This window comes from Arthrobacter sp. MA-N2, from assembly GCF_000517125.1.
Lineage (GTDB): Bacteria > Actinomycetota > Actinomycetes > Actinomycetales > Micrococcaceae > Arthrobacter > Arthrobacter methylotrophus.
Window position 1 is genome coordinate 1,808,925 of sequence record NZ_KI912155.1, and the last position, 23,390, is coordinate 1,832,314.

A 23,390-nucleotide genomic window follows, 5' to 3' on the forward strand; every position below is an offset into this window, starting at 1 on the left:
ATTAAATATTATGCTCAACTCTATGGCCAATAGTTATCGATCATATATAGTCGATTCAAGATTGGTACTCAGAGAGGAGTCATCATGGCGACGATTGTTGAGCAGTTGGCCGGATTTACCAAAAACCGGGCTCAGTTTGAGGAGCTTCCTGAGCAGGTGATCAAGGAGTCGAAGCGCATTCTCCTAGACTCTTTCGGATGCGCGCTTGCCGCCCTCGGCGAGAAGGGTGCGGAGATCGGTGTCAAGCATGGCCGCGCCCTCGGCGGGGGAAACCCGGAGGCCACGATCCTCGGGACGGGGGAGAAGGTATCGGTCTTTGGCGCGGCATTTGCGAATGCCGAGCTCATCAATGCCCTGGACTTTGACGCGGTGGTTCCGCCTGGCCATGTGGCTCCGTATGTGATTCCCGGAGCGTTAGCCGCTGCCGAACAGCGTGGAGCCTCCGGCCGGGACCTCATCTCCGCCATCGCTGTCGCTCATGAGACGTCCTTCAGAATCGGCAAGGCCATGGATTATCTCCGGGATATCAACGACGGGAAGCCTGCTACCCCGGATGTCATTGGTTTTAGTGTCACCGTCTTCGGAGCCGCTGCGGCAATCGCGCAGGTGCATAAGGTGGACGAAGGGACGATCGCCAACATTTTGGGTATCGCGGGAAGTATCTCTCCGGTCAACTCGCAGCGCGCATGGGTAGCGCACGCGCCGAGCACTACTATCAAATACCTGCTGCCAGGGCAGCTCGCGCAGACTGCCCTCACTGCAGCAGCCATGGGGGAACTGGGCCACCGAGGCGACGTTCTCATTCTTGATGACGCTGATTATGGATACGCGAAGTTCATCGGCTCGAAGAGGTGGGGCAAAGAGGTCATCACCTCTGGTCTGGGCGAGGATTGGCGCTTCCCTTCCGAGCTGATCTTCAAGCCATACCCGCACTGCCGGGTGATGCACGCACTCATGGACGCACTGATCGAGGTGGTGGAGGCGAACGATATCCGGCCGGCGGAGATCGAGTCCATCCGAGCCTGGGGCGAAGCCTGGGTCATGGAACCCATTTGGGAGAACCGCGTGGTGAGCGAGGTCCGCGATGCCCAGTTCAGCATGGCCCACGGACTCTCTGTGGCCGCCCATCGGGTAAAACCGGGCAAGGACTGGCAGGCGCCGGAACTGGTTTTCAGTCCCTCGGTGCTCGGCCTCATGGCCAGGATCGCAGTGGAGCCCCACCCGGATTGGGCTGCGGCCGTCAGCGCCCATCCGTCCGCGCGGCCCTCGCGGATCGAGTTGACGGCCAGGGGCACTACCTTCGTGGCAGAGCGTTCCTACCCGAAGGGCGGCCCCTCTCCGGATCCGGAAACCTATTTCACTGATGCGGAACTGGTGGACAAATTCCTGCACAATGCCGAAGGGGTGATTGAATTTTCTGCCGCAACAGCGGCAGTGGACGCCGTGCTCAACCTGGAATCGGTGGCTGACGTACGCTCCGTCACCGGCCTGCTTCGTGCCGTCGAGGGGGCGAAGGTCTAACTTCCGTCAGGACCTTTGGCGAATACGTCGGAGCAGGGACCGAGAGGATGCGCGATCGTGGTGGTGGACCCACTGATTGACCGGGTCATGGCCCCGGATGCAGCCGCCGGTCAGCTGGCCTGAGGCGGCTGCCTCGGTTTCGTATCCCGCGTCGTGGTGGGAGGCTGTCCGACCATCGGCCCGGCCCGCTCTCCCATCCACGAGCCATTGTCCTTCACCATGCCGTGATCGCCACCCACCCGGCATCCCGGGATGTTGATGCCCAACAGCTTGACTCTTGTTTCATATAAAACATAATGTATTATTGTCACTACGAAAGGACCAGATTCAATGACGAAGACCTTGGTTGAACAGCTTGCGGATTTCACGGACCGGACAGAATTTGGACGGCTGCCGGAAGCAGTGGTGGATGAGTCCAAGCGCTTGCTGTTGGATAGTTTCGGCTGCGCTGTTGGCGGAGTGTCACATCCCAAAGGCCGGATCGGCATTGAGTATGGTTTGGTTTCAGGCGGTTCGGGTGGCCCCGCCACCATCGTGGGGACCAGTCGGCGATCCTCAGTTTCCGGCGCGGCTTTCGCCAACGGAGAATTGATGAACGCGCTCGACTTCGACGCCGTCCTGCCGCCTGGCCATGTGGCCCCTTACGTCTTCCCCGCTCTTCTGGCAGTCGGCGAGGCACTTGGCTCCACCGGCAAGTCCGTGATCGCCGCGACTGCCCTTTCGCATGAAATGTCTTACCGCTTTGGCAAGGCAATGGACTACATTCGGGACGCCACGACTGGTGAAATATCCACGAGCCCGGTGATCGGTTATACCGCCACGATCTTTGGCGCGGCCGCCGCAATCAGCAAGGTACAGGGCGTGGACAGGCCGGTCATCGCCAACGCTCTTGGAATCGCTGCTGCCATCACACCCGTCAATTCCCATCGCTCCTGGATGGCCCATTCACCCAGCGCCACCATCAAGTACACGATGGCAGGCCCCATGGCCCAAGCGGCGCTCACCGCCGCCTATTCGGCCCAGCTTGGGCACCGGGGCGATCTTCAGGTCCTGGACGACCGCAAATTCGGATATCCAACATTCATCGGCACCACGCGCTGGGAGCCGGACGTGATCGCCGAACTTGACGCCAAAGACACAGAATGGCGTTTCCTTGGTGAGAGCAGTTTCAAGCCCTACCCGCATTGCCGGATCCTGCACGCTCCGTTGGACGCGTTGATCCATCTGCTGGCGGAAAATGACATCAAGCCCGAGGAAATCGATGCCATCCGTGTGTGGGGGGAAGCCTGGGTCATGCTTCCCGTCTGGCTCAACAACGACATTGCCGCGGTCCATGATGGGCAGTTCAGCATTGCGCACGGAATCGCTGTGGGTGCACATCGCATCACTCCGGGCCCTGCATGGCAGGATCCGGGCGTCGTCTTCAGTCCGTCCGTCATGGAGCTGATGAAGAAGGTGACGTACAGTCCGCATCCGAACTACGCTGCGGAACTTGGGAAGCACCCTTCGGCCCGTCCCTCGCTGATTGAGGTCGACGCCCGGGGAACCACGTTCAACGCGGAACGGCGCTTCCCGAAGGGATCGCCGTCACCGGAGCAGGATACGTACATGACCACCGAGCAAATCGTGGAAAAGTTCCGCGTCAACGTGGCGGGCGTCCTGACATCATCTGCGGCCGACGAGGTGATCGACGCTGTCCTGAACCTCGAACGGCTCGACGACATCGGGGTGGTCACACGGCTTCTCGCCGCCGAACCTTCCATGCAATCCGTCGGCGTCGCCCGCTAGCGCGTGGTGGGGCAGGACGACGAAAATTCCGAGAGAGAAGAGAACACAATGGCAGAAGGAAATGCTGAGATTCAGGAACTTTTCGGAGTCGCCGGAAAAGTCGTCTTGGTGACCGGCGGAAGCCGTGGCATCGGCTACGCAATCGCCGAAGGGTTCGTGAAGGCGGGCGCGCGGGTCTACATCTGCTCGCGCAAGAAGGATGACTGCGAGGCTGCAGCCGAGCGGCTCTCGTCCTACGGTGAGTGTCGGGCTATTGCCGCAGACCTCAGTACCGTGGAAGCGTGCCAGGGGTTAGCCCGTGAACTTGCCGGACATGAAAGCAAGATTGACGTTCTGGTCAACAACGCCGGCTCAATTTGGGCGGAAACCCTTGCCGACTACCCGGAGTCCGGCTGGGACAAAGTGTTCGATCTAAACGTCAAGGGGCCCTTCTTCCTGATTCAAGCGCTGATGCCCCTGCTGGAGGCGGCAGCAAGCCCGCAGGATCCCGGGCGCATCATCAACGTCGGTTCGATCGATGCGTACCACGTGCCTAGGCACGAGACCTACGCGTACACCTCATCCAAGGCCGCAGTTCATCAGTTGAGCCGGCACCTCGCTCTGCAGTTGGCGCCAGTGCACATTACCGTCAACGTCATTGCCCCAGGCCTGTTCCTGAGCAAGATGCTTCAAGGAACCCTCGAGGCAAAGGGGGAGGAAGCCGTCGTGGAACCCGTTCCGTTGAAGCGACTGGCTCAGCCATCCGACCTCGCTGGGGCGGCGATCTACTTGGCCTCGCATGCGTCGGCATTTGTCACGGGAGTAGTCCTGAGCGTCGATGGCGGATACGCGACAACACTGTGATCACCCGGCACGTTGGGTCCCTGCAGCCCGCCGTGGCCAGCAAGACAACATCTCTGGAGAGGTTGCACTCAAATGCTCGAGCGGAATAGCCCAGGCGTCCGGTCGTCCAACCGTACTCGCGGACGCTACGAGGGCCGGGTCGCCGTCGTGACTGGTGCTGCCTCGGGGATCGGGAAAGCGATCGCCGAACAGTTGAGCGCCGAAGGTGCGATCGTTGTGGCAAATGACCTGAATGCTGAGGGACTGGGGCAATTGCAAGGCGCCAACATCCATACTGTTGCCTCCGACATTGCAGTCCCCGCCACGGCCGGACAGCTGGTCGAGGCGGCGACCACCGTCGGTGCCGGGCGGATCGATGCACTTTTCAACAACGCCGGGATCTCTGTGAACGGGCCTGCAGAGACCTTCGCGATGGAAGACTGGCGGCGGGTCATGGACATCAATCTTGACGCCGCGTTCAGAGTGGCCATTGCGGTGGGTCAGGTGATGATTGAACAGCGCAGCGGGGCCATCCTCAACACGGCATCGCCCGCTGGCATGTTCGGGATACCCAACAGCATTGCCTATGTCGTTTCCAAGCACGGCCTGGTGGGCCTAACGCGAGGCTTGGCCGTGGAATGGGGGCAGCATGGCATCCGTGTCAACGCGATCTGTCCCGGGCTGACCGCCACGGGGATGAACACTCAACTACGCGCCGAACGTCCGGGGCGTTGGAGCGACCGGGAAGCCAGGACGCCTCTCCGGCGTGGTGGAGTGCCCTCGGACCAAGCCGCCACAGCGTTGTTTCTCAATAGCGACGAGGCCGCCTATACAACTGGTCAAGTCGCAGCGGTCGACGGCGGGCAGCACGCCCTGTACTCCGGCTACGCGGTTGCGTTCAGATAGGGCAGCCGGGCCTGGCTGATCGGAGCACGTAGTCACCCCCTGGCGTATTCGACAGGGGGTGACTACGTGGTGCTGGAGGGCCGTGCCGTGGCCGCCTTGCATCAGCGGATCGTTGCCAAACATGGGCAGTCAGTTGGCCGCCACCTGATGGGGCCTCGACTTTTTGAACCAGAGCATCCGTGCGGAGGGAACCTGAGGCCCATGCCTATTCCGTGGCTGTCGAAGACTCACACGGAGAACGGTGATCGGGCAGCCCGGCAGATGCGCCCTAATGCCAGCGGCGCCGCCGGTACCAAATGCCCGGCGGCGCCGCTTAAACATCGGGTTAGGCAGCGTGAACGCCTTCGACAGCAGCGCGTTTGAACATCAGGCCGGCGCGGCGGCAATCGACGACGATTTCGTCGCGCTGGTTGATGCCAAGGTGGCGGAAGAAGACGATCCCGGAGTCGGTCCGGCTCTTGGACTCGCGCTTGCTGACTATTTCAGTCCGGACGCGGATGGTGTCTCCGTAGAAGACCGGTTTGGGGAATGTGGTCTCTTGGAAACCAAGGTTGCCCAGTGTGGTGCCCTGAGTGGTGTCCTGCATCGAGATGCCGGTCACCAAGCCGAGGGTGTAAAGGCTGTTGACAAGGGGCTGCCCGTAGATCGATGCCTTTGCGTATTCGGCGTCGATGTGGAGTGGGGCCAGGTTGAGGGTCATTGCGCAGAACGTGATGTTGTCCGACTCAGTTACCGTGCGTCGTGTTCCGTGTTCGATGACGGCGCCCTCTTCGAACTCTTCGTAGTACAGGCCAGCCATGGTGGTTCCTTTCGATGGTGCGTGCGCCGCCATGGGGCACGCCATTGTCTTGTCGACGTTTCCTAGGGACCGATCGTCTAGTCGGCCCGTCGATAAACTCTATTATACATAATATATTGTAATCACCAGCCGCCGAACGACAATCCGCCGTTCACGCTCAGTGTTTGGCCCGTGATCTGCGAGGCGGCGGGTGAGGCCAGAAAGGCCACCGCCTCCGCCACGTCGCCGGCAGTGGGTGGAGCACCGAATGGAAACTTCGAGATCGCCTTGCCAAAGAGCCCGCTCTGGAAGCTGTCGTCGCCAAAGATGTGCTCCCACGACCGGGTCTCCGAGGTCAGGGTCATTGACACGGCGTTGACGCGGATGCGCTCCCTGGAGAGCTCGCGGCCCAAGGATTTTGTCAGTTGGATGATCCCGGCGGCGTAGGCGCCGATGACGCTTTCGCCCACGGTTGTGTGCCGGGCGGCGTCTGTGGTTAGAAGGACGATGTTCGCGCCCTCGCGGCCCCTGAGGTGTGGAATTGCGGCGTGGACGGGAAACATCCTGGCGCGATACCGGCTCTCCAGTCCGCCTGTGACTTCCTCCGGAGTCATCTCGGCAAACGGCTTGGGATCGCCACGTCCGGTTGCTCCGGCGCTCACCAGGACGTCGACGCCGCCGAAGCGCTCGACGGCGGCCGCGACGGCCGCCGCTGCCACCTTATAGGCTGCACAATCGCCGAGCACCAGCTCGGTCCTCGTGCCCGCGTCCTCTGAGACCGTCCGCAGTCCCGCCAGGGCTTGACGGCCCCGCCCGGGATCGCGCCCATTGATGACGACATTCGCGCCCTTGGCCAGGAAGCGCTCTGCTGCCCGCAGCCCGGTACCGCTTGTTCCCCCGGTGACGAGGACTGTCCGTCCGTCCATGTCCATGGCGTTTCCCGCTCGGCCGGCGTCGGGGGGCGGCACTAGCGGGCTTCGACTTTCGCGCCCCGCCCAGCGGTGGTGAACAGGATGCCTTCATCGATCAGGTGATCGATGTGTGCGGCTCCATATACTTCGGCCGCGAGTTCGCGTGAGTGTTGCCCCACCTTCGGGGCGGGCGCATCCCTGCCCGGCCGGACGCCGTCGAAACGCCATGGTGGCCTGACCTGGGTGACGCCGTCACGTTCCGGTTCGTAGAGGTCAAGCCATTGCATCTGGGGGTCCGTACGGAGCTGGGAGATGGTGTTCACGGGCGAGAACGGTACATCGAACTCGATCAGCAGCCGTTCCCATTGCTCGGCTGGCTTCCCGAGGAAGGCATCGGCGATGATCGGGGCCAGATCGAAGTAGTTCTCCACTCGTGCCGCATAGGTGGCGAAGCGGGGATCGTTCTTAAGATCAGGACGGTCTATCGCTTCAATCAGCGACTCGAAGAACTTCTGCGACGAAGATACGTGAATGGTAATGAATTCCGGGCCGGCCGTCTTCAAGCAGAACGTCAGGGCTTGGGGGTGGCGGGTCTGGCGGCTGGGGTTCACGAGGGGGTTCTCAAACAATTGGGTCACCGCGTCCACGGTGATGGCGCTGACTGCCTCCGCGATGGAGGTTTCCACATGCTGTGCACCATGGCCGTGAGCGCGGCCCACAAGTGCAGCCAGAACGCCGGTGGCGGTGGAGAGCCCTGTGACCAGGTCTGCAAGGCACGTGCCGGTGGCTCCCATGTTCCCCGCATCGCTTAATACGGAGATGATGCCGCCGAAGGCCTGGCCGATCATGTCGTAGGCCGGACGCTGAGCCAACGGCCCACCATTGCCGAATCCTGTGACGGAGACGTAGACAAGGTCCGGACGGAGCCTGGCACAGTCGGACTTTCCGAGGCCGAGGGCGTCCATTTTGCCCGGGCGGATGTTCTCGACGATCACGTCGAATTTCGGGATCAGCTCCTTGACGAGGGTGATGCCCTCGGGAGTCTTGAGGTCAACGGCCAGCGAACGTTTGCCGCCGTTGTACTGGATGAAATAGGGGCTCTGGTCGTTCATGCCGCGTCGGAAGTCCTCGCCGGTGACCGGTCGTTCGACTTTGACGACGTCGGCGCCCAACGCCGCGAGGATTGACGTGGCATAGGGAGCGGCAATGTACCCGCCGAATTCCAGCACCCGGATTCCTGTCAAAGGCTTGTTCTGCATCTCTGAACCTCGTTGTTCGTACAGGGGTGAAAGGTGCCGACATTGCGCCGATATCTTCTGAATATACGATATCCGATGTTGGCCACATCACACCCTCAGTGAGTAATTGCTTGCATCGATTGGATTTGATCTATAATATATAGTGTGTACGATCAAGGAAGATTGCACAACTGAGGAGAATGATGAGACCACTTCGCTCGCTGCTGTTCGTTCCGGGACACCGCGGCACATGGGTTGAGAAAGCTATAGCAGCCGGCGTTGACGGCCTTCTGCTGGATATTGAAGACTCGGTCCCCCTTGATCTCAAGCAACAGGCTCGCGAAGAGGTTGCCCGCTCGATTACACGGGTACGCGCATCGGGATCCGACATTCCGATCTACGTCCGCGTCAATGCATTGGAAACCGGCATGTCCGGCGACGATATTGAGACAGTGGTCATCCCGGGCCTCGACGGACTGAGCCTTCCGAAGACTTACGGGCCTGACGACATTGTGCGCTTCGACGCGCTCGTCACCCATTTCGAACGCCGCAACGGGGTCGAGCCTGGCAGCATCCAGTTCATTTGCAACCTCGAGACCGCGGAGGCTTACGCAAACTGCGACAAGATGGCAGTCGCCTCTCCGCGAGTCGCCACGCTGTTCGCCGGTACGGCCCGTGATGCCGATGTTTCCCGATCCATCGGGTTCCAGTTCTCGCCGGAGGGCACCGAAACACTTTACTTGCGCAGCAAGGCGATCCTGGCAGCCCGCGCAGCTGGCCTTGACTTCCCGATTGTCGGCGTTTGGCAGGACCTTGCCGACCATGAGGGAGCCCGCCGCTTCTCGCAACAGAACCGCCAACTCGGTTTTCGGGGCCAAGTGCTCATACACCCGTCCCACATCGCTGTGGCAAATGACGTGTTCAGCCCCTCGGCGTTTGAGGTTGCCTTCTACGCCGGCATGATCGAGGCCTTCGAGAAAGCGGTGGCCAACGGTGCCGCAGCAGTGGTCTACGAAGGCATGCACGTTGACTACGCGCACATCAAGACTGCCCGTGAAGTACTTGCCTATGATCGCCTCTTGGGTGACCGGGCCGCGGACCCCGTCGTCGAAACCGTTTCCCCGGTGGCCAGCTAACATGCGGGGCGCAGCGGAGTTCGGAGCCTCAGGGGACCCGGAATGGGTTCCGGGGAAGGATGTTCTGGAGCGCAGCCGGCTACTTGCCGCGATGCGTCGCTGGGGCGTCGAGAGCCTCGAAGCACTTCATGCACGTTCGATCGATGATCCCGAGTGGTTCTGGCGCGCCGTCGTGGAGGATCTCGGGATTGACTTCAGCACGCCTTTTGAACGGGTCCGCGACGAGAGCTTGGGTAAACCCTTTCCGAGCTGGTTCGTTGGCGGACGGGTCAACGCGGCTTCACTCTGCGTGCACCGGCATGCCTTGGGGCCGCTCGCCGGCAAAGACGCCGTCATCTATGAAGGTGACAGCGGGCAACGCCGAACCTTCACTTTCGCCGAACTCGATACGGAGGTCCGGCGGCTTGCCGCAAACCTGGCAAAACTCGGGGTCCAGCGCGGAGACAGGGTTGTGCTGTTCATGCCGGTCGTCCCCGAAGCGGCCGTGGCGTTCCTGGCTTGTGCCATGCTCGGTGCGATTTCAGTCCCGGCATTCTCCGGATACGGTGCCGAGGCACTCGCTACCCGCCTCCGCGACTCAGAAGCCGTGGCTCTCATAACCGCGGACGGAACAACCCGGCGCGGCAGACGGATCCCCATGAAATCGACGGCGGACGAGGCATTGGAGTCTGCGCCGGACGTGAATAACGTCATCGTCGTACGGCATCTCGGGGACGGGGCGTCGATGCAGGACGGACGCGACGTCTACTGGGACGAGCTCGACCAGGATCCCGCACCGGTCCAGACCGCGGACACCGGATCAAATGATCCCCTTACCATCATCTATACCTCGGGCACCACCGGTGCACCCAAAGGCATTGTTCATTCGCACGCCGGGTTCACGATCAAAGCCGCAACGGACTTCGCCTACGGATTCGATATCCATGATGACGACGTCATCGCGTGGATCACCGACCTGGGCTGGATGCTCGGCCCGCTCATGATCTTGGGCGGTCTCCAGCTCGGCGCAACGATTGTGATGACAGAGGGTGTACCGGACTTCCCGAGCCCGCAGCGGCTCTGGGAGATTGCCGAACGCAACAGGGTCACCTTCCAAGGGGTCGCACCAACCGCGGCAAGGGCAGTCATGGCACGTGGTGAAGCCGTGACGGCCGATTTGGGCACGGTGCGTAGTTTCGCCTCGACCGGCGAGCCGTGGGATGAGTCCACATGGCGCTGGTTGTTCGATCAGGTTGGCAGCGGCAAGCGTCCGATCGTCAACTACAGCGGCGGAACGGAGACCGGGGGCGGAATCCTCGTCAGCTACCCCTTCCTGCCCATGCATGTGGGTGCGTTCAACGGCCCGTTGCCAGGTATGGACGTGGCTGTCCTCGACCAGGACGGGCAGCCTGTCGAGGGCCGGATCGGTGAACTTTCGGTCTTCAATACGTGGCCCGGGATGACCCACGCGTTCTGGCGGGACAAGGAACGCTATCTCGAAACCTACTGGAGCAGATGGGATGGCGTCTGGGTCCATGGTGACCTGGCGAGCGTCGAGGCCGGCCCCGGCTGGCGGCTCTTCGGACGTTCAGACGACACCATCAAGGTCTCCGGCCGGAGGGTTGGACCCGCCGAGATTGAAGCCGCGCTTCTGAAAGATCCGCGGATCGTGGACGCTGCAGCCATCGGTGCACCCGACCAGCAGCGAGGCCAGCGCGTCGTAGCGTTCGCGGTTGTCCGCGATGGCGATTACGACCCCGCTGAACTCCTCGCCACGGCAGAGCACAACGTTGGCCGGGCATTCGCTCCGCGCCTCCACTTCGTCGCTACGGTGCCGAAAACGAAGAACGGCAAGATCATGCGGCGGGCGATCCGTGCGAGATACCTCGGCACTCCGCAGGGTGATCTTTCCTCGCTCGATCCCGCCACCCCACTTCAAGACATTCCAATCCACGAAGAAATAGGAGACCCACAATGACCGTCATCCAGGAGAAGATCTCGATCGAGGAAGTGCGCCAGCACTCTCGTGAGATCGCCCGCCAGTTCGACTTGAACTATTGGCGCGAAAAGGACAGCAAGCCTGAGTACCCTTGGGAGTTCGTCAAGGCATTTGCCGACGCCGGCTGGCTGGGCGCAATGATCCCTGAGGAATACGGTGGCCTCGGCCTCGGGCTGACGGAAGCCGCTGTCATGCTTTCCGAGGTGGCGGGTTCAGGTGCCGGCGCGGCCGGCGCATCTGCCGTTCACTTCTACATCTTCCCGCCCGGGCCCATCATCCGTCACGGCTCCCAGGAAATGAAGCAGGAATACCTGCCCAAGATTGCCAAGGGCGAGCTGCTCATGGCGTTCGGTGTTACTGAGCCGGACGCCGGAGTGGACACCTCCCGTATCAAAACCAAGGCCGTCAAGACCGAGGGCGGCTGGGTTATCAACGGCCACAAGATCTGGATCACGAATGCCCAGAACGCGCAGCGCATCCTGCTGCTGGCGCGCACCTCGCCGCGCACGGAAGAACGCCCCTTCGACGGCATGACCCTGTTCTTCGCCAACCTGGACCGGACACGCATTACGGTTCGCGAGATTGAGAAGCTGGGACGTGCCGCCGTCGACTCCAATGAGCTTTTCATCGACAACCTCGAGGTCGCAGACAACGAGGTCGTTGGAGAGGTCGGAAAGGGCTTCTACCACCTGCTTGACGGACTGAACCCTGAGCGCATCGTGGTTGCGATGGAGCAGTTGGGCCTTGGACGTGCAGCCTTGGAACTGGCCACCAAGTACGCCAACGAGCGCGTCGTGTTCGACCGCCCGATCGGCAAGAATCAAGCCGTGGCACACCCGCTGGCCGACTCGTGGATCCGGCTCGAAGCTGCAGAGCTGATGGCCATGAAGGCTGCGGCCCTTTTCGACGCACATGAACCGTGCGCTCGAGAGGCCAACGCCGCGAAGTACCTCGGCAGCGAGGCCGGCTTCGAAGCATGCGACCGAGCGATGCAAACCTTCGGCGGGTACTCCTACGCGAAGGAATACCACATCGAGCGTTTCTGGAGGGAGTCCAGGCTCCTCAAGGTTGCGCCGGTCTCCCAGGAGATGGTGCTGAACTATGTGTCGACCAAGGTGCTCGGCCTCCCCAAGTCGTACTGACATGAGCGCGATCACCCAGGCCGCCGGGCAACTCCTACAGGGCAAGACCGCCATCATCACAGGGGGCGGCCAAGGCATTGGCCTTGCCATTGCCGAAAAGTTCCTGTCGCATGGTGCCAGTGTCCTGGTGGCCGATATTGACGGAGAAAAGGCGGCCGAAGCGATCGCCCCCCTGGCTGACGCCGGCGGTGACATCGCAGCCCACGGGTGCGATGTCACCGTCGAGAGCGACCAGTCCTCACTGGTTAGAGCGGCCCTGGACCGGTTCGGCCGGATAGACATCCTGGTGAACAATGCCGGCGTCACGCGCGACGGCTATATCAGCAAACTCACCGAGTTTGACTATGACCTCGTGCTGGGCGTCAGCCTTAAAGGTGCCTGGCTAGGCATGCGTGCCGTGGCTCCGCTGTTCCGGCAGCAAGGCTCCGGCGCAATTGTGAACATGTCCTCCCTGTCAGGAAAGATCGGCAACCCAGGTCAAACCAACTACAGCGCGGCCAAGGCTGGACTGATCGGACTAACGAAAGCCGGCGCGAAGGAATTCGGTACGGCCGGGGTGCGCGTAAATGCCGTCCAGCCGGGGTTGGTCCGCACAGCGATGACGCTTGCCATGAAGCCGGAGATTTTCGCGGCCAAGGAAGCTGAAGTCCCGCTCGGCAGGGCCGGGCGTCCGGAAGAAGTTGCTGATGCAGTGGTGTTCCTGTCGTCGCCGATGGCGTCCTACATCAACGGTGCCGTACTTGAAGTGACTGGCGGGCGCGGCATCTAGCCGCCCCGAATCAAATGATGACGAAAGCAATACAGAAAGTAGGCATCCCATGCGCGATGCAGTGATCTGCGAGCCCTTGCGCACGCCGGTAGGCCGATACGGCGGAGTGTTCAAAGACGTCCCCGCCGTGGATCTCGCCGCGGCCGTCCTTAAGGAATTGGTTCGCCGCACCGGCATCCAAGGCGGCGATGTTGACGACGTCATCTTCGGGCAGTGTTATCCAAACGGCGAGGCTCCGGCAATCGGTCGTATTGCCGCGCTCGATGCCGGCCTTCCCGTGACTGTTCCGGGAATCCAGCTGGACCGCCGCTGTGGTTCCGGCCTCCAAGCTGTCATTGACGCGGCCATGCGGGTCCAGACCGGCGCGGCCGACCTTGTCATTTCTGGCGGGGCGGAAAGCATGAGTCAGGCCGAGCACTATGCCCTTGGGGCACGGTTCGGGCTCAAGGGCGACGCGACGCCGTTCATGGACCGCATTGCGCGTGGCCGTGTGACTGCAGGGGGCCGATTCCATCCTGTAGCAGGCGGAATGCTGGAGACGGCCGAAAATCTGCGCCAGGAATACGCAGTCAGTCGTGAAGAGCAGGACCAGCTAGCCTATGCATCGCATATGAAAGCCGTCGCGGCACACGAAGAGGGCCGCTTTGCGGACGAAATTGTCCCGGTGACGGTGCCCGGCCGCAGAAGCGACACCGTCGTCGACCGCGACGAGCACCCGCGGCCCGAAATCTCGCTGGGAGCCCTGGCCGCGCTCAAACCGGTACGCCGCTCGGTGGATGTCGACTCAACGGTCACGGCGGGCAATGCCAGCGGACAGAACGACGGTGCTGCCGCCTGCATCGTCACGACACCCGAACGCGCCGCCGAGCTTGGGCTTCGTCCCCTCGCACGGCTGGTCAGCTGGGCTGTTGCCGGTGTGGAACCCTCCCGCATGGGAATCGGTCCTGTGCCGGCGACTGAGACGGCGCTGGTCAGGGCTGGCCTCGAACTGAAGCACATGGACCTCATTGAACTGAACGAGGCCTTTGCTGCGCAGGCTTTGGCCGTCACGAAGGCCTGGGGTTTCGTTGACTCCGATTTCGGGCGTTTCAATGTCAACGGCTCCGGAATTTCGCTGGGCCATCCTGTCGGCGCGACCGGAGTCCGGATTCTTGCCACCATGCTCCGAGAGCTGGAACGGCGGCAAGGCCGTTACGCACTGGAAACTATCTGCATTGGTGGCGGACAGGGTATCGCCGCGATCTTCGAGCGAGTCAGCTGAGCACTTCAATTTCATTTATTTGTTGTATGAACGGAGGCTCTGCCGGGAGTGCCAGGCGAAAGATCGTCTCGATCGCCTGTGAAACGCGGCGGGCGAGAGACGGCTTAGTGGTCTTTCGCGGCGCTGCCACTTCCACCTCGGCTGCTTCCACCGCATACGGGGCAGTCAAATCTTCGTCTAAGGGGAAATGACCATGATGAAACCGGCTTTTTTCCGCGTAGAGCGGAACGGCGACACCGAGATCCTGCTGCCGGAACCCCTGGCCGGAAGCGGGTGGGGCAATGGAAGCATGCGGGGGATGCCGATCAGCGGTGCGCTGGCGCGCGCCACTGAACGTGCGGCACATGACCTTGGGATCGGCCATATGCTCCCCTCCAGGTTCACGCTCGACCTGTTCAAGCCGGCCCGGCAGGTCCCAACAACGACTAACGTGCGGCTAGTGCGGCGGGGGCGCCGGCTGTGCCTCATCGATGCCGTCTTTGTGCAAGACGGCCAGGCGGTGGCCCGTTCCTCGACGTTGTTCCTGGCATCGGATCAGACGCCCTCGGGCGCCGTGTGGACGGCAGGCCGGGCCCCTTTGCCGCCGCCACGGGAACTCGTCCCGGACTCCCCGGAGCTGCGCCTCTATTTCTCAGAAAGCGCGGGCTGGGGGCAAACCGCCTCCGCGGAGCCATCGGGCGAGCGCAAGCAGTCCTGGCATTTCGCCATGCCGATGGTTGAGGGCGAGCCGATGACACCCTTCCAGATGGCCGCCTCCGTTGCAGACGTGGCAAACGTTGTGTCCAACTGGGGGAGCGAAGGGCTGCAGTTCATCAACGCCGATGTGACATTAGCCCTTGTCCGCCGGCCGATCGAGATGGAAATCGGTCTCTCTGCAATTGACCGCGTGGAAGCCGACGGGATTTCGGTAGGCACGGCCGTGATGTTCGATCGTGCCGGTGTCTTCGGCACCACGACAGTTCTTGGCCTGGCCAATACCCTCCGCAGCGTGGACCCTAGAACCCTGGAACGGATTGCCGAGCCGGCGAGCTAAGCGAGCGCTGAGGAAAGAGGAACGCATGCCCGCAACTGTCAACGAAACACTGGATCTGCTCGAGGTGGAAGATCTCGGCGGCGACGCCTACCTCGGCCGGCAACCGGAATCAACGGTTCTTGCCAAGGTCTTCGGCGGCCAAGTGGCCGCCCAACTTCTTGCGTCCGCCAACAGGACGGTGGACGCCGATCGTTGCGTCCATTCATTGCACACTAATTACTACCTGCCGGGAGACTGGTCGGCCCCCATCCACTACGCGGTGGACCGCGTGCGCGACGGCGGATCGTTCAGCGCTCGCCAGATAGCGGCAACGCAGGACGGGCAGAGGATTGCGACGGCGGCTGCGTCCTACCAGCGGATGGAGCCGGGGTTCGAGCACCGGGCCACGATGCCGCTTGTCTCTCCGCCCCGTGAATCGCGGGAGTTATTCGACGTCGCACAGGAGAGAAGCGACGTCCCGGCGGCCCAGTGGCGGCAGGAATTCGGAGCTTTCGAGATGCGGTTTGTCGAGGAAAGGCCGTCCCGCTCCAGCGAGGAGGCACGCGGCGGCGCGCAGCGGATCTGGTTCCGCTTCAAGGGCCGGCTTCCGGACGATCCGGCTCTGGAAACGCTGGTGTTCACGTACATCAGCGATTTCAGCCTCCTCGGGGCCGCACTGACTCCGCACGGCTTCTTTCTGGGGTCCAAGGAAATTCATCGAGCCACGCTCAGCCATTCGATCTGGTACCACGGGCGCCCCCGCCCCGCCGAGTGGTTTCTCTACGATCAGGAGTCCTCGTGGGCGGGCGGCGGGCGGGGCATGGTCACGGCGCGAGTCTTCACTTCGGCGGGTGTCCTTGTGGCAACGACGGCCCAGGAAGGCCTGATTCGTCCTCACGGGGAGCACCGGACGAGGCTGCGATTGCCGGCCTTCGCCATGCCCTTCGACCCGGCCCGGGGCTAGCTCGGCGAGGCCGCGATGGTTTCCTCCGCACTGGCACTGTAGTTCCAGGCATACCGCGTGAAGACCTGGTAGCCGTCCGCCTTTGAGAGCATTTTCCGCGAATCCGTTCCGTCGGCGGCCAGCCAAAGCAACGAGTCGTCGGGCATGACGGCCTCGACGGTTCCCGTTCTGACTAGCAGGCCACCGAGGCGTATCTCGACATATTGGCCCACGCTGCGCTGCCAATCGTCCTGTAGATGAAGGCTCATGGGGCGTCTCCTTTTCCGAACATTTACCCTGAGTTTTAGTATATAAAATACAATCTTTTATAGCTAGAATTACGAAGAACGATTAATCACGTGGCGTCTTGGCGCCCGTTTCAAGGAGGATCATGGAACACATCACAGAGCGCGAGGCCCTCGGGGAATTGCTGGACCGCCAAGCGATTTCGGATTGTTTGCTGCGGTATGCCCGCGGTGTCGACCGTGTTGACGAGGAACTCATTCGCTCCGCGTACTGGGAAGACGCCCACGACGCTCACGGCGCCGTCAACGGAACACCGGAGGAATTACTCGCGTGGTTCATTCCGAATCAGCCGGAACGCGAGGTCGCCCAGCATTTCCTGATGAACCAGTTCGTAGAGCTCCGCGGAAACGAAGCCGATGCAGAGACCTACTTCATCTCGGTGGCCAAGAAATACGGCAGCGAGGAGATTGAGACTGTTGGCGGCCGCTACGTGGACCTGTTTGCAAGACGGCAGGGGGAGTGGCGGATCCAGACCCGTTTGGTGCTCCTTGAGTGGCAATGCCTGGGCGACGCATCGGGGATGGGTCAGCGATTGTCCCGCTCCCACCGTGGTTCGCGAGACCTCAACGATCCCTGCTACTCGAGGCCGGCCTCGCCGCGGTTCGAAGTCCGGACTACCCCGGTCTGAGTGCCGACAGGCCGAGGGGGGCTGGCATCGCCCGCCCCCCTCGGCTCTTTAATGCTTACGGCTATTTGCTCATGGTGGCCAAAGGCGGGGTGGACGTTCCCGTCACCGGGACGGCTGGGTCCGAGCCGATGGCCACGATCCTGTTGGCGGCGTCGACGTGCACCACTGACGGCCGGAACCTCCGGGCCTTCTTTTCGCTCATCGAAGTGTAAGTAATGACGATGACCGTATCTCCTTCATGGACCAGGTGTGCCGCCGCACCGTTGATTCCGATGGCTCCAGAACCCGCTTCCCCGGCAATGACGTATGTTTCGAGGCGTGCACCGTTGGTCACATCGACAATGGCTACCAGCTCGCCGGGAAGGATGTCGGCTGCCTTGAGCAGTTCTGAATCGATAGTGACGGAACCGACGTAGTGGAGGTCTGCATGGGTCACCGTCGCGCGGTGGATCTTGGACTTGAACATGGTGCGTTTCACGGGGGTTCCGTTCGTCCGGGCCTTAGCGCCCGACTTTTCCAGTGAGTTGGGCGATCGGTGCGAGCACTACGGGCCGTGCGGCGAAGACTGCGCCCACCATCACGAGGAGCGAGGCGAAGAAGATCCAGAATCCTGCCCAACTGGCCGAATCCTGGGTTGCGTACATGTGGTTGAGGTTGCGTAGTGCACCGGTGGCGAAAACCAGTGTCACGTGCATGACGACGAACAAAACGAAGTAGAGCATGACCGGGAAGTGGATGGCACGGGCCAGCTCGATCGGATAGGCCTTGTTGAGCCGGGTTGCCCGAACAGGCCACGCACCCGACATACGGACGCCGGTGATTGCCGCGAGGGGGGCGGCGACGAAGATGGTGAGGAAGTACGTGAGGAGTTGGAGGCTGTTGTAGTTCACCCAACCGTCCTCGGTTGGCCAGTCCAGGGAGAGATATTGCAGGGCCGCCGACACGGCGTTGGGAAAGACGTCCCAGGACGTGGGGATAACCCGCATCCACTGGCCGGTGGCGAACAGCACCACAATGAACACCAGACCGTTGAGAAGCCACAGGGCGTCCAGGCTGAGGTGGGCCCAGAGGGTAAGGCTGATCTTCTTCGGTGGATTCTTGGTCTTGATGAATCCCTCGTTGTTCCGCGTCCACATGGCCGGCGGCCGTTGTTGTGTGCGGACCTGCCACCCGGTCCGGATGATCAGAACGATGAAGAACGCGTTCAGGAAGTGTTGCCAGCCAAGCCAGGCCGGAAGACCGATCGGCGCTCCGGCCGGAAGATGCGTTGCACCCGGATAGGTTTTGACGAAGTCCCGCATGAAGTCCACGGACACGAACCAGCGGGCGCCCAGAACCACTGCGGCCGCGGCCAAAAGCAAGCCGAGGACCCCAAGGACGATCGTCCGCGGCAGCTTCTTGGAAGGTGAAGGTTCATCGCGGGCCAGGGCCGCCGTCGTGGTTCGAACCGGGACAGCAGGAGCGGCAGGCTCCGCTGCTACCGGCGACGCCGCTGCTACCTCGGGCTTTTCCGCCTGCGCGGCATTGCCGGTCCGGGGAAGACCCGCGCGACGCCCGGTGGAGGGTGCCGGCGTCGAACTCCCCGCAGGTGCCGCGGGCGTAGCCGCCGGGTCCCCGCCGGCGGAACCAGCCGCCGGGTTGACCACTGTTGCGGTTGTCTCCGGCGGCATCCCGTCCAGGCGCCGGGGCAGCCCGCGCCGGACCGTCGTCGGCCGGCCTATGCTCCCGTCCTCGCTCACGTCCGCTATGCCTTCCGTGCCTCAAGGGCCGAAATCAACTGCGGCACCACGGTGAATACATCCCCCACGATTCCGAAGTCGGAGATGTCGAAGATCGGCGCGTCCGCGTCCTTATTGACCGCCACGATCGTCTTGGCGGTTTGCATGCCCGCCCGGTGCTGGATGGCGCCGGAAATGCCCAGCGCCACATACAACTGAGGGGAAACGGATACACCGGTCTGGCCCACTTGATGGGTCTGCGGGATGAAGCCTGAGTCCACGGCCGCGCGGGAAGCACCGACAGCAGCGCCGAGGACATCGGCAAGTTCGCCGACCAAGGAAAACTTCTCGCCCGTGCCCAGGCCGCGCCCGCCGGAGACCACCTTTGCCGCGCCGCGAAGTTCAGGCCGGCTCGAGTTCGAGGTGCTGGGCTCGAAGCCGATCACCGCTGCGGCGCGGGCACCGGAAGGAACGACGTCGATCGTGGACACCACTGCCTCGCGGGCCTCGGCGCGGGCATCGACCGATCCCTGCCGGACGGTGATGACCGGGGTACCGAGCGTCACCGCGGAATCGATATTGTAGGCGCCGCCATAAACAGAGTGCTTGGCGAGGATGCCTTCCTCGTCGCGCTCGATGCCGACCGCGTCCACGTTCAATCCCGAGCGCGTCCGGGCCGCGAAACGGCCCGCGAGGTCGCGGCCATCGACCGAATTCGAGATCAGGACCGCATCGGGCTTTACCGTTTCCACGGCGGCGCTCAGGGCGTCAAGGACCGGGCGCGTGAGTACCTCTGCTGCCCCTGCAATTTCCGCGACGAGCACGTGTGCGGCTCCCCAGCTGCCCAAGGAATCCGCGGCGGAGGCGCCTTTGCCCGGGCCGGTCACGACAAGCGCGACAGGGTTACCCACCGCAGCCGCGGCACCCAACAAGCCTGCAGCGCTCGAGCTGACGTTCCCTTCGGGATCAACGTCAGCCACCACCAGAATCGAATTATTTGCGAACTCCATGATGCTCCTCCTTAAGCCAATCGGTTCGTGACAAGAAAATTGACCAATTGGGCGGCCGCGTCGCCCTCGTCCACAATCTTCACTCCAGCCGCGCGCGCCGGGCGCTCGGCGACGGCGATCACAATCGATCGCCCCGCACTCTCATCCCCGGCGTCAACTCCCAGTTCGGCGAGCGAGAGTACTTCCAGCGGCTTCTTCTTTGCAGCCATGAGGCCCTTGAAGCTCGGGAACCTGCCCGCGGGCAGTGCCTCCGTGATGGAAACGACAGCTGGGAGTTCGGTCCGAACCGAAACCACGCCGGACTCGGTCACGCGCCGTCCGCTCACGGAAGTCTCCTCGATGGACACCGAATTGAGTCCAGTCAGCTGAGGCACGCACAACAGTTCCGCGATCATCGCAGGAAGGACGCCGCCGGACCCGTCCGTGGAAATGTTGCCCGCGATCACCAAGTCGAACTGCCGCCGGCGCAAGGCTGCGGCGAGTGCCTCCGCGGTGAGGCTCAGGTCTGCGCCGAGCAGGCCGTCGTCGAGCACGTGGACGGCGTCGGTGGCTCCCATGGCCATGCCCTTGCGCAAGGTCGAAACCACGCTCTCCGGCCCCATGGACAGAACGGTTACGTTCGAGTCCGGATGCCCATCGGCATACGTGAGTGCCAGCTCAAGTGCGCGCTCGCCGACTTCATCAAGCACCGCGTCCGTTGCGCCTCGGTTAGCCAAGCCCGTTTCCAGGTTCAGCTTCCGCTCGCCATATGTGTCCGGAACTTCTTTCAGCAAGACAGCGATTCTCATCCGTCTCACACTCCTATCGCACGTTCGTTGCATTTCGGGGTTCAGGGGTCGGGCCATACAGGCTATTTCTTCAAACCATCTAAAATATATTATGCACACTTAGATGGTGATGTCCAGCTTTGCTCGGGTCGAGGGGGAAGCGGGGGGCGCATTGGCCAAGCTGTCCAACTTAATATATTTTGAATCGAGTATGAGTTGTATCACTCTTGAGGGAGGATCTCTCCGGCCCTTGCCTGGTAGCCGGCAGAGCGGCCTCCCTGAGACAGACAATGCCGTCCGTCCGATTGGAACGAAAAAACTATGAATTTGCCCGCAAAGCTCCACGGCTCGTCCATGAGTCCATATCACTATCTGCTGGTGGGGATGTGTTTTCTGATCCACCTGGTGGATGGGTTCGACTTATTTCTCATGGGGTTCGCGCTGCCGTACCTCTCCGACCTTGCCACGAGTGCCGAGAAGGGGTTCGTGACAAGCGCGGCCATGGTCGGAATGGGAATCGGAGCGATCTTCCTTGGGGCGGCAGCGGACCGCTATGGGCGCCGCAAAATCATGATCGTCGCGCTGCTCGTCAATACCGCAGGCACCCTGATATCGGCCGTGGCCCCCGACTATGTCTCGTTGATGCTTTCGCGCCTTCTCACCGGCGTCGGTATCGGCGCCATTGCGGTACTGGCGGTCATTATCGTTCAGGAGTTCTCGCCGGCGAAGCGCAAGAACCTGAACGTTGCCATAGCCGGTACGGGCTACAGCATCGGTGGGATCATCGTAGGTCTCGTCGCGGCCCCGCTGATTCAGAACTTCGGGTCCTGGCGGAGCTTCTTTTTCACGGGCGCTGGTATCAGCGCCCTCGCATTGGTGCTCGCGATCGTCGTCATTCCGGAGTCCTTGGACTTCCTTCTGGGCAAACGCCCGGCGGGTTTCGAGCAGCAGGCACGGCGCACCCTGGGGAAGCTTCGGATTGACCAAAGCGACATCAGTTACGACACTTCGCGAGTCCCCTCGGAAGTTCCCCCGGCCACGCCGGGGCGCCATTGGGGCTCACTTGGGCAACTACTGACCCGGGACCTTCGGGAGCGCACCTTGTTGGTCTGGGTCATGTATGGCGGTCTCATCTCGACCATCTACTTCGTCACCGGTTGGACCCCGCAGCTGATCACCACGACGAGCGGGAGTGCGGCTCTTGGCGGCCTTGTGGGCACCTTCCTCGGGGTGGGAGGACTGCTCGGAGCGATCCTCTTCGGGCTGATCGGCCTGAAGGTGGATGCCCTGAAAATCGTTTGGGTCGCTATTGCCTTGTCCTGCATTGGCATGCTCGCGTTCGCGTCCTTGATAAGTATCCCCGCGGGGGCCTTTGCGGTGGCGGTGATGGTGGGCACCACATTGTTGACGGCGTCCACGGCCGCAGCGGGCGCCGCCCCGCCAATCTATCCGGCTCTCGTCCGATCCGGTGGATTCGGCGCAATGATGGGCGTTGGCCGGGTAGGGGCTATCCTGACGCCGATCCTGGCAGGCATTGGGCTGCAGTATGTCGCCCCATCCACCCTCTACTTTGCCGCGGCGGCGCCTTTGGCCCTGGCTGCTGTCGCGGCGCTCCGGCTCCGGGTGATAACAAGCAGGCAGTTGCTGCCTCAGCAGGACCCAATCAGGGAAGTGCAACTGACGGCCGGGAACTGACGGAGTTGACGGATTATGGCCCAGATTTCTGGAATGGGTCTATTGAAACTGGACGGAGATGGATCATATGGCAAGGGTGCTAGTTACCGGAGGTGCCTCCGGCATTGGAGCCGGAACGGCAGATCTTCTGAGCTCCGAAGGGTGGGACGTCGTGCGGGCCGACGTGGCACCGCGTGACGGAGTGATCGAGCTTGACATCAGCAGCCACGACACATGGCTGCGTGTCATGGACGAGATCGGTCCGCTTGATGCGCTCGTGAATTGCGCAGGAATCCGGAAGAGGGCTGAGCTGCTCGATCTGACGCCGGAGGGATGGGACGAGACCGTCAGAGTGAACCTGACCGGCACCTTCTTCGGCATACAAACATTCGCGAAGTCCCTGATCGCGGATAACCGGCAAGGTGCCGTGGTCAACATTGCTTCGGTGAACGCTGTTGCACCAGTAAAAGGCCAGCCCCACTATGTGGCGTCCAAGGGCGGTGTTGCCATGTTGACCAAGGCAGCAGCGCTCGAACTCGCCCAGCATAGGATCAGGGTCAACGCGATCGCTCCTGGTTCAATTGACACGCCGATGCAACAGGCGCGCCTCGATGAACCCGGGAGACGGGAAAGCCAATTGGCCCACATTCCGTTGGGACGTCTTGGCCGCCCCGCCGACATTGCTCATGGCGTCTCCTACCTGCTTTCACCGCGCGCCGACTACATCACCGGCGTGATTCTTCCCATCGACGGCGGATATCTGCTGGCATAAGACCTATCACCCCCCGGACTGCCCCTAGGGAAATGCGCCCTGGGGGCAGTCCCCGTTCATCAGGCCGAGCGACAGGCCCTGGCCCGGGTGGAAGCGCACGCATCGACCTGCCGCTTCGTGGCATCCGGGGCAAAATCGTAGTACCCGCTCTCGCAGAACCGCTCGCTGACCCGTTTCTTCAGCTGAGGCGCGTGAGGAGCGAGCTGGCCCTCGAAAGCCCTGTCACCGGCGTCGTTCGCCATCCGTTCGCGCGCAAGTAAGCGCCGTCAACGTATGCCTGCCCCTTGCAAAGCGCGATATGCGGCTCGGC

The 23,390-nt window shown here is 62.2% G+C and carries 23 protein-coding genes; 14 read left to right on the forward strand and 9 right to left on the reverse strand.

The genetic code is table 11. The features are described 5' to 3' along the window. Window positions 1-84 precede the first annotated feature (84 nt). The 4 genes from A3M3_RS0109185 to A3M3_RS24475 all read left to right on the forward strand — a co-directional run bounded on the left by A3M3_RS0109185 (window position 85) and on the right by A3M3_RS24475 (window position 5,037). The gene (locus tag A3M3_RS0109185; protein WP_028266072.1) at window positions 85-1,521 is read left to right on the forward strand and encodes an MmgE/PrpD family protein; all 1,437 of its coding nucleotides are present in this window, start codon (window positions 85-87) and stop codon (window positions 1,519-1,521) included. A gap of 330 nt (window positions 1,522-1,851) precedes the next feature. Further along, window positions 1,852-3,309: an MmgE/PrpD family protein gene (locus A3M3_RS0109190; protein ID WP_028266073.1), complete on the forward strand. Its 1,458-nt coding sequence runs from the start codon at window positions 1,852-1,854 to the stop codon at window positions 3,307-3,309. A gap of 48 nt (window positions 3,310-3,357) precedes the next feature. Beyond that, the gene (locus tag A3M3_RS0109195) at window positions 3,358-4,152 is read left to right on the forward strand and encodes an SDR family oxidoreductase (RefSeq protein WP_028266074.1); all 795 of its coding nucleotides are present in this window, start codon (window positions 3,358-3,360) and stop codon (window positions 4,150-4,152) included. A 72-nt stretch (window positions 4,153-4,224) separates the two neighbouring features. Next, the gene (locus A3M3_RS24475) at window positions 4,225-5,037 is read left to right on the forward strand and encodes an SDR family NAD(P)-dependent oxidoreductase (protein WP_051423073.1); all 813 of its coding nucleotides are present in this window, start codon (window positions 4,225-4,227) and stop codon (window positions 5,035-5,037) included. Window positions 5,038-5,362: 325 nt separating this feature from the next. Here the strand turns inward: A3M3_RS24475 and A3M3_RS0109205 are convergent, their stop codons facing one another. The 3 genes from A3M3_RS0109205 to A3M3_RS0109215 form a co-directional block, all read right to left on the reverse strand. Further along, complete coding sequence (locus tag A3M3_RS0109205; protein WP_028266075.1) at window positions 5,363-5,836, reverse strand: MaoC family dehydratase; 474 nt, start codon at window positions 5,834-5,836, stop codon at window positions 5,363-5,365. A 122-nt stretch (window positions 5,837-5,958) separates the two neighbouring features. Further along, window positions 5,959-6,747 (reverse strand): SDR family NAD(P)-dependent oxidoreductase, encoded by a 789-nt coding sequence (locus A3M3_RS0109210; RefSeq protein ID WP_028266076.1) that lies wholly within the window; start codon window positions 6,745-6,747, stop codon window positions 5,959-5,961. A gap of 35 nt (window positions 6,748-6,782) precedes the next feature. After that, window positions 6,783-7,985 (reverse strand): CaiB/BaiF CoA transferase family protein, encoded by a 1,203-nt coding sequence (locus tag A3M3_RS0109215; RefSeq protein WP_028266077.1) that lies wholly within the window; start codon window positions 7,983-7,985, stop codon window positions 6,783-6,785. A 179-nt stretch (window positions 7,986-8,164) separates the two neighbouring features. On the opposite strand from A3M3_RS0109215, the gene A3M3_RS24480 reads away from it, so the two are divergent. Genes A3M3_RS24480 through A3M3_RS0109240 form a run of 5 tightly spaced genes read left to right on the forward strand, consistent with a single transcriptional unit; the run spans window position 8,165 to window position 14,250 of the window. Then, window positions 8,165-9,100 carry an HpcH/HpaI aldolase/citrate lyase family protein gene (locus A3M3_RS24480; protein ID WP_197023173.1) on the forward strand — a complete coding sequence of 312 codons (936 nt, stop codon included), beginning with the start codon at window positions 8,165-8,167 and terminating at the stop codon, window positions 9,098-9,100. A gap of 1 nt (window position 9,101) precedes the next feature. Next, entirely contained in the window at window positions 9,102-11,057 is a 1,956-nt protein-coding gene (locus A3M3_RS0109225) for an AMP-binding protein (RefSeq protein ID WP_028266078.1), read from the forward strand. Beyond that, complete coding sequence (locus A3M3_RS0109230) at window positions 11,054-12,220, forward strand: acyl-CoA dehydrogenase family protein (protein ID WP_028266079.1); 1,167 nt, start codon at window positions 11,054-11,056, stop codon at window positions 12,218-12,220. The genes A3M3_RS0109225 and A3M3_RS0109230 overlap by 4 nt, the downstream gene beginning before the upstream one ends. 1 nt (window position 12,221) lies before the next feature. Next, window positions 12,222-12,989 (forward strand): 3-oxoacyl-ACP reductase FabG, encoded by a 768-nt coding sequence (fabG, locus tag A3M3_RS0109235; RefSeq protein WP_028266080.1) that lies wholly within the window; start codon window positions 12,222-12,224, stop codon window positions 12,987-12,989. 49 nt (window positions 12,990-13,038) lie between these two features. Continuing rightward, window positions 13,039-14,250: an acetyl-CoA C-acetyltransferase gene (locus A3M3_RS0109240; protein ID WP_028266081.1), complete on the forward strand. Its 1,212-nt coding sequence runs from the start codon at window positions 13,039-13,041 to the stop codon at window positions 14,248-14,250. On the opposite strand, the gene A3M3_RS28850 is transcribed toward A3M3_RS0109240, so the two are convergent. Then, window positions 14,243-14,614 carry a hypothetical protein gene (locus A3M3_RS28850; RefSeq protein ID WP_231497353.1) on the reverse strand — a complete coding sequence of 124 codons (372 nt, stop codon included), beginning with the start codon at window positions 14,612-14,614 and terminating at the stop codon, window positions 14,243-14,245. The two genes, A3M3_RS0109240 and A3M3_RS28850, sit on opposite strands and share 8 nt — an antisense overlap. On the opposite strand from A3M3_RS28850, the gene A3M3_RS24485 reads away from it, so the two are divergent. After that, window positions 14,549-15,283 (forward strand): acyl-CoA thioesterase domain-containing protein, encoded by a 735-nt coding sequence (locus A3M3_RS24485; protein ID WP_231497325.1) that lies wholly within the window; start codon window positions 14,549-14,551, stop codon window positions 15,281-15,283. The two genes, A3M3_RS28850 and A3M3_RS24485, sit on opposite strands and share 66 nt — an antisense overlap. A gap of 25 nt (window positions 15,284-15,308) precedes the next feature. Further along, window positions 15,309-16,226 carry an acyl-CoA thioesterase gene (locus A3M3_RS24490; protein ID WP_051423075.1) on the forward strand — a complete coding sequence of 306 codons (918 nt, stop codon included), beginning with the start codon at window positions 15,309-15,311 and terminating at the stop codon, window positions 16,224-16,226. Here the strand turns inward: A3M3_RS24490 and A3M3_RS24495 are convergent. Then, on the reverse strand, window positions 16,223-16,474 hold the full coding sequence (locus A3M3_RS24495; RefSeq protein ID WP_051423076.1) for a hypothetical protein: 252 nt from the start codon (window positions 16,472-16,474) through the stop codon (window positions 16,223-16,225). The genes A3M3_RS24490 and A3M3_RS24495 overlap by 4 nt on opposite strands. A gap of 122 nt (window positions 16,475-16,596) precedes the next feature. On the opposite strand from A3M3_RS24495, the gene A3M3_RS24500 reads away from it, so the two are divergent. Then, window positions 16,597-17,139: a nuclear transport factor 2 family protein gene (locus tag A3M3_RS24500; RefSeq protein ID WP_051423077.1), complete on the forward strand. Its 543-nt coding sequence runs from the start codon at window positions 16,597-16,599 to the stop codon at window positions 17,137-17,139. Window positions 17,140-17,200: 61 nt separating this feature from the next. Here A3M3_RS24500 and panD read toward each other — a convergent pair whose 3' ends face one another. The 4 genes from panD to A3M3_RS0109280 all read right to left on the reverse strand — a co-directional run bounded on the left by panD (window position 17,201) and on the right by A3M3_RS0109280 (window position 20,655). Further along, window positions 17,201-17,617 carry an aspartate 1-decarboxylase gene (panD, locus tag A3M3_RS0109265; RefSeq protein WP_028266082.1) on the reverse strand — a complete coding sequence of 139 codons (417 nt, stop codon included), beginning with the start codon at window positions 17,615-17,617 and terminating at the stop codon, window positions 17,201-17,203. Window positions 17,618-17,639: 22 nt separating this feature from the next. Continuing rightward, window positions 17,640-18,809, reverse strand: coding sequence for a cytochrome b/b6 domain-containing protein (locus A3M3_RS0109270; RefSeq protein WP_081736895.1), 1,170 nt, complete (start codon window positions 18,807-18,809; stop codon window positions 17,640-17,642). Between the two features lie 74 nt (window positions 18,810-18,883). Continuing rightward, window positions 18,884-19,867, reverse strand: a complete 984-nt coding sequence (locus A3M3_RS0109275; protein ID WP_197023176.1) for an electron transfer flavoprotein subunit alpha/FixB family protein — start codon at window positions 19,865-19,867, stop codon at window positions 18,884-18,886. Window positions 19,868-19,878: 11 nt separating this feature from the next. Then, window positions 19,879-20,655: an electron transfer flavoprotein subunit beta/FixA family protein gene (locus tag A3M3_RS0109280; RefSeq protein WP_028266085.1), complete on the reverse strand. Its 777-nt coding sequence runs from the start codon at window positions 20,653-20,655 to the stop codon at window positions 19,879-19,881. Window positions 20,656-20,955: 300 nt separating this feature from the next. On the opposite strand from A3M3_RS0109280, the gene A3M3_RS0109285 reads away from it, so the two are divergent. Then, window positions 20,956-22,329 (forward strand): MFS transporter, encoded by a 1,374-nt coding sequence (locus tag A3M3_RS0109285; RefSeq protein ID WP_028266086.1) that lies wholly within the window; start codon window positions 20,956-20,958, stop codon window positions 22,327-22,329. A gap of 67 nt (window positions 22,330-22,396) precedes the next feature. Next, on the forward strand, window positions 22,397-23,080 hold the full coding sequence (locus A3M3_RS0109290) for an SDR family NAD(P)-dependent oxidoreductase (RefSeq protein ID WP_028266087.1): 684 nt from the start codon (window positions 22,397-22,399) through the stop codon (window positions 23,078-23,080). The last annotated feature ends 310 nt before the right edge of the window (window positions 23,081-23,390 follow it).

What these genes read in the sequence shown, in the direction of transcription:
- A3M3_RS0109185 (WP_028266072.1), top strand. Translation starts at nt 85, where the DNA reads ATGGCGACGATTGTTGAGCAGTTGGCCGGATTTACCAAAAACCGGGCT.
- A3M3_RS0109190 (WP_028266073.1), top strand. Translation starts at nt 1,852, where the DNA reads ATGACGAAGACCTTGGTTGAACAGCTTGCGGATTTCACGGACCGGACA.
- A3M3_RS0109195 (WP_028266074.1), top strand. Translation starts at nt 3,358, where the DNA reads ATGGCAGAAGGAAATGCTGAGATTCAGGAACTTTTCGGAGTCGCCGGA.
- A3M3_RS24475 (WP_051423073.1), top strand. Translation starts at nt 4,225, where the DNA reads ATGCTCGAGCGGAATAGCCCAGGCGTCCGGTCGTCCAACCGTACTCGC.
- A3M3_RS0109205 (WP_028266075.1), bottom strand. Translation starts at nt 5,836, where the DNA reads ATGGCTGGCCTGTACTACGAAGAGTTCGAAGAGGGCGCCGTCATCGAA.
- A3M3_RS0109210 (WP_028266076.1), bottom strand. Translation starts at nt 6,747, where the DNA reads ATGGACATGGACGGACGGACAGTCCTCGTCACCGGGGGAACAAGCGGT.
- A3M3_RS0109215 (WP_028266077.1), bottom strand. Translation starts at nt 7,985, where the DNA reads ATGCAGAACAAGCCTTTGACAGGAATCCGGGTGCTGGAATTCGGCGGG.
- A3M3_RS24480 (WP_197023173.1), top strand. Translation starts at nt 8,165, where the DNA reads ATGATGAGACCACTTCGCTCGCTGCTGTTCGTTCCGGGACACCGCGGC.
- A3M3_RS0109225 (WP_028266078.1), top strand. Translation starts at nt 9,102, where the DNA reads ATGCGGGGCGCAGCGGAGTTCGGAGCCTCAGGGGACCCGGAATGGGTT.
- A3M3_RS0109230 (WP_028266079.1), top strand. Translation starts at nt 11,054, where the DNA reads ATGACCGTCATCCAGGAGAAGATCTCGATCGAGGAAGTGCGCCAGCAC.
- fabG (WP_028266080.1), top strand. Translation starts at nt 12,222, where the DNA reads ATGAGCGCGATCACCCAGGCCGCCGGGCAACTCCTACAGGGCAAGACC.
- A3M3_RS0109240 (WP_028266081.1), top strand. Translation starts at nt 13,039, where the DNA reads ATGCGCGATGCAGTGATCTGCGAGCCCTTGCGCACGCCGGTAGGCCGA.
- A3M3_RS24485 (WP_231497325.1), top strand. Translation starts at nt 14,549, where the DNA reads ATGCCGATCAGCGGTGCGCTGGCGCGCGCCACTGAACGTGCGGCACAT.
- A3M3_RS28850 (WP_231497353.1), bottom strand. Translation starts at nt 14,614, where the DNA reads ATGGCCGATCCCAAGGTCATGTGCCGCACGTTCAGTGGCGCGCGCCAG.
- A3M3_RS24490 (WP_051423075.1), top strand. Translation starts at nt 15,309, where the DNA reads ATGCCCGCAACTGTCAACGAAACACTGGATCTGCTCGAGGTGGAAGAT.
- A3M3_RS24495 (WP_051423076.1), bottom strand. Translation starts at nt 16,474, where the DNA reads ATGAGCCTTCATCTACAGGACGATTGGCAGCGCAGCGTGGGCCAATAT.
- A3M3_RS24500 (WP_051423077.1), top strand. Translation starts at nt 16,597, where the DNA reads ATGGAACACATCACAGAGCGCGAGGCCCTCGGGGAATTGCTGGACCGC.
- A3M3_RS0109270 (WP_081736895.1), bottom strand. Translation starts at nt 18,809, where the DNA reads ATGCCGCCGGAGACAACCGCAACAGTGGTCAACCCGGCGGCTGGTTCC.
- A3M3_RS0109275 (WP_197023176.1), bottom strand. Translation starts at nt 19,867, where the DNA reads ATGGAGTTCGCAAATAATTCGATTCTGGTGGTGGCTGACGTTGATCCC.
- A3M3_RS0109280 (WP_028266085.1), bottom strand. Translation starts at nt 20,655, where the DNA reads ATGAGAATCGCTGTCTTGCTGAAAGAAGTTCCGGACACATATGGCGAG.
- A3M3_RS0109285 (WP_028266086.1), top strand. Translation starts at nt 20,956, where the DNA reads ATGAATTTGCCCGCAAAGCTCCACGGCTCGTCCATGAGTCCATATCAC.
- A3M3_RS0109290 (WP_028266087.1), top strand. Translation starts at nt 22,397, where the DNA reads ATGGCAAGGGTGCTAGTTACCGGAGGTGCCTCCGGCATTGGAGCCGGA.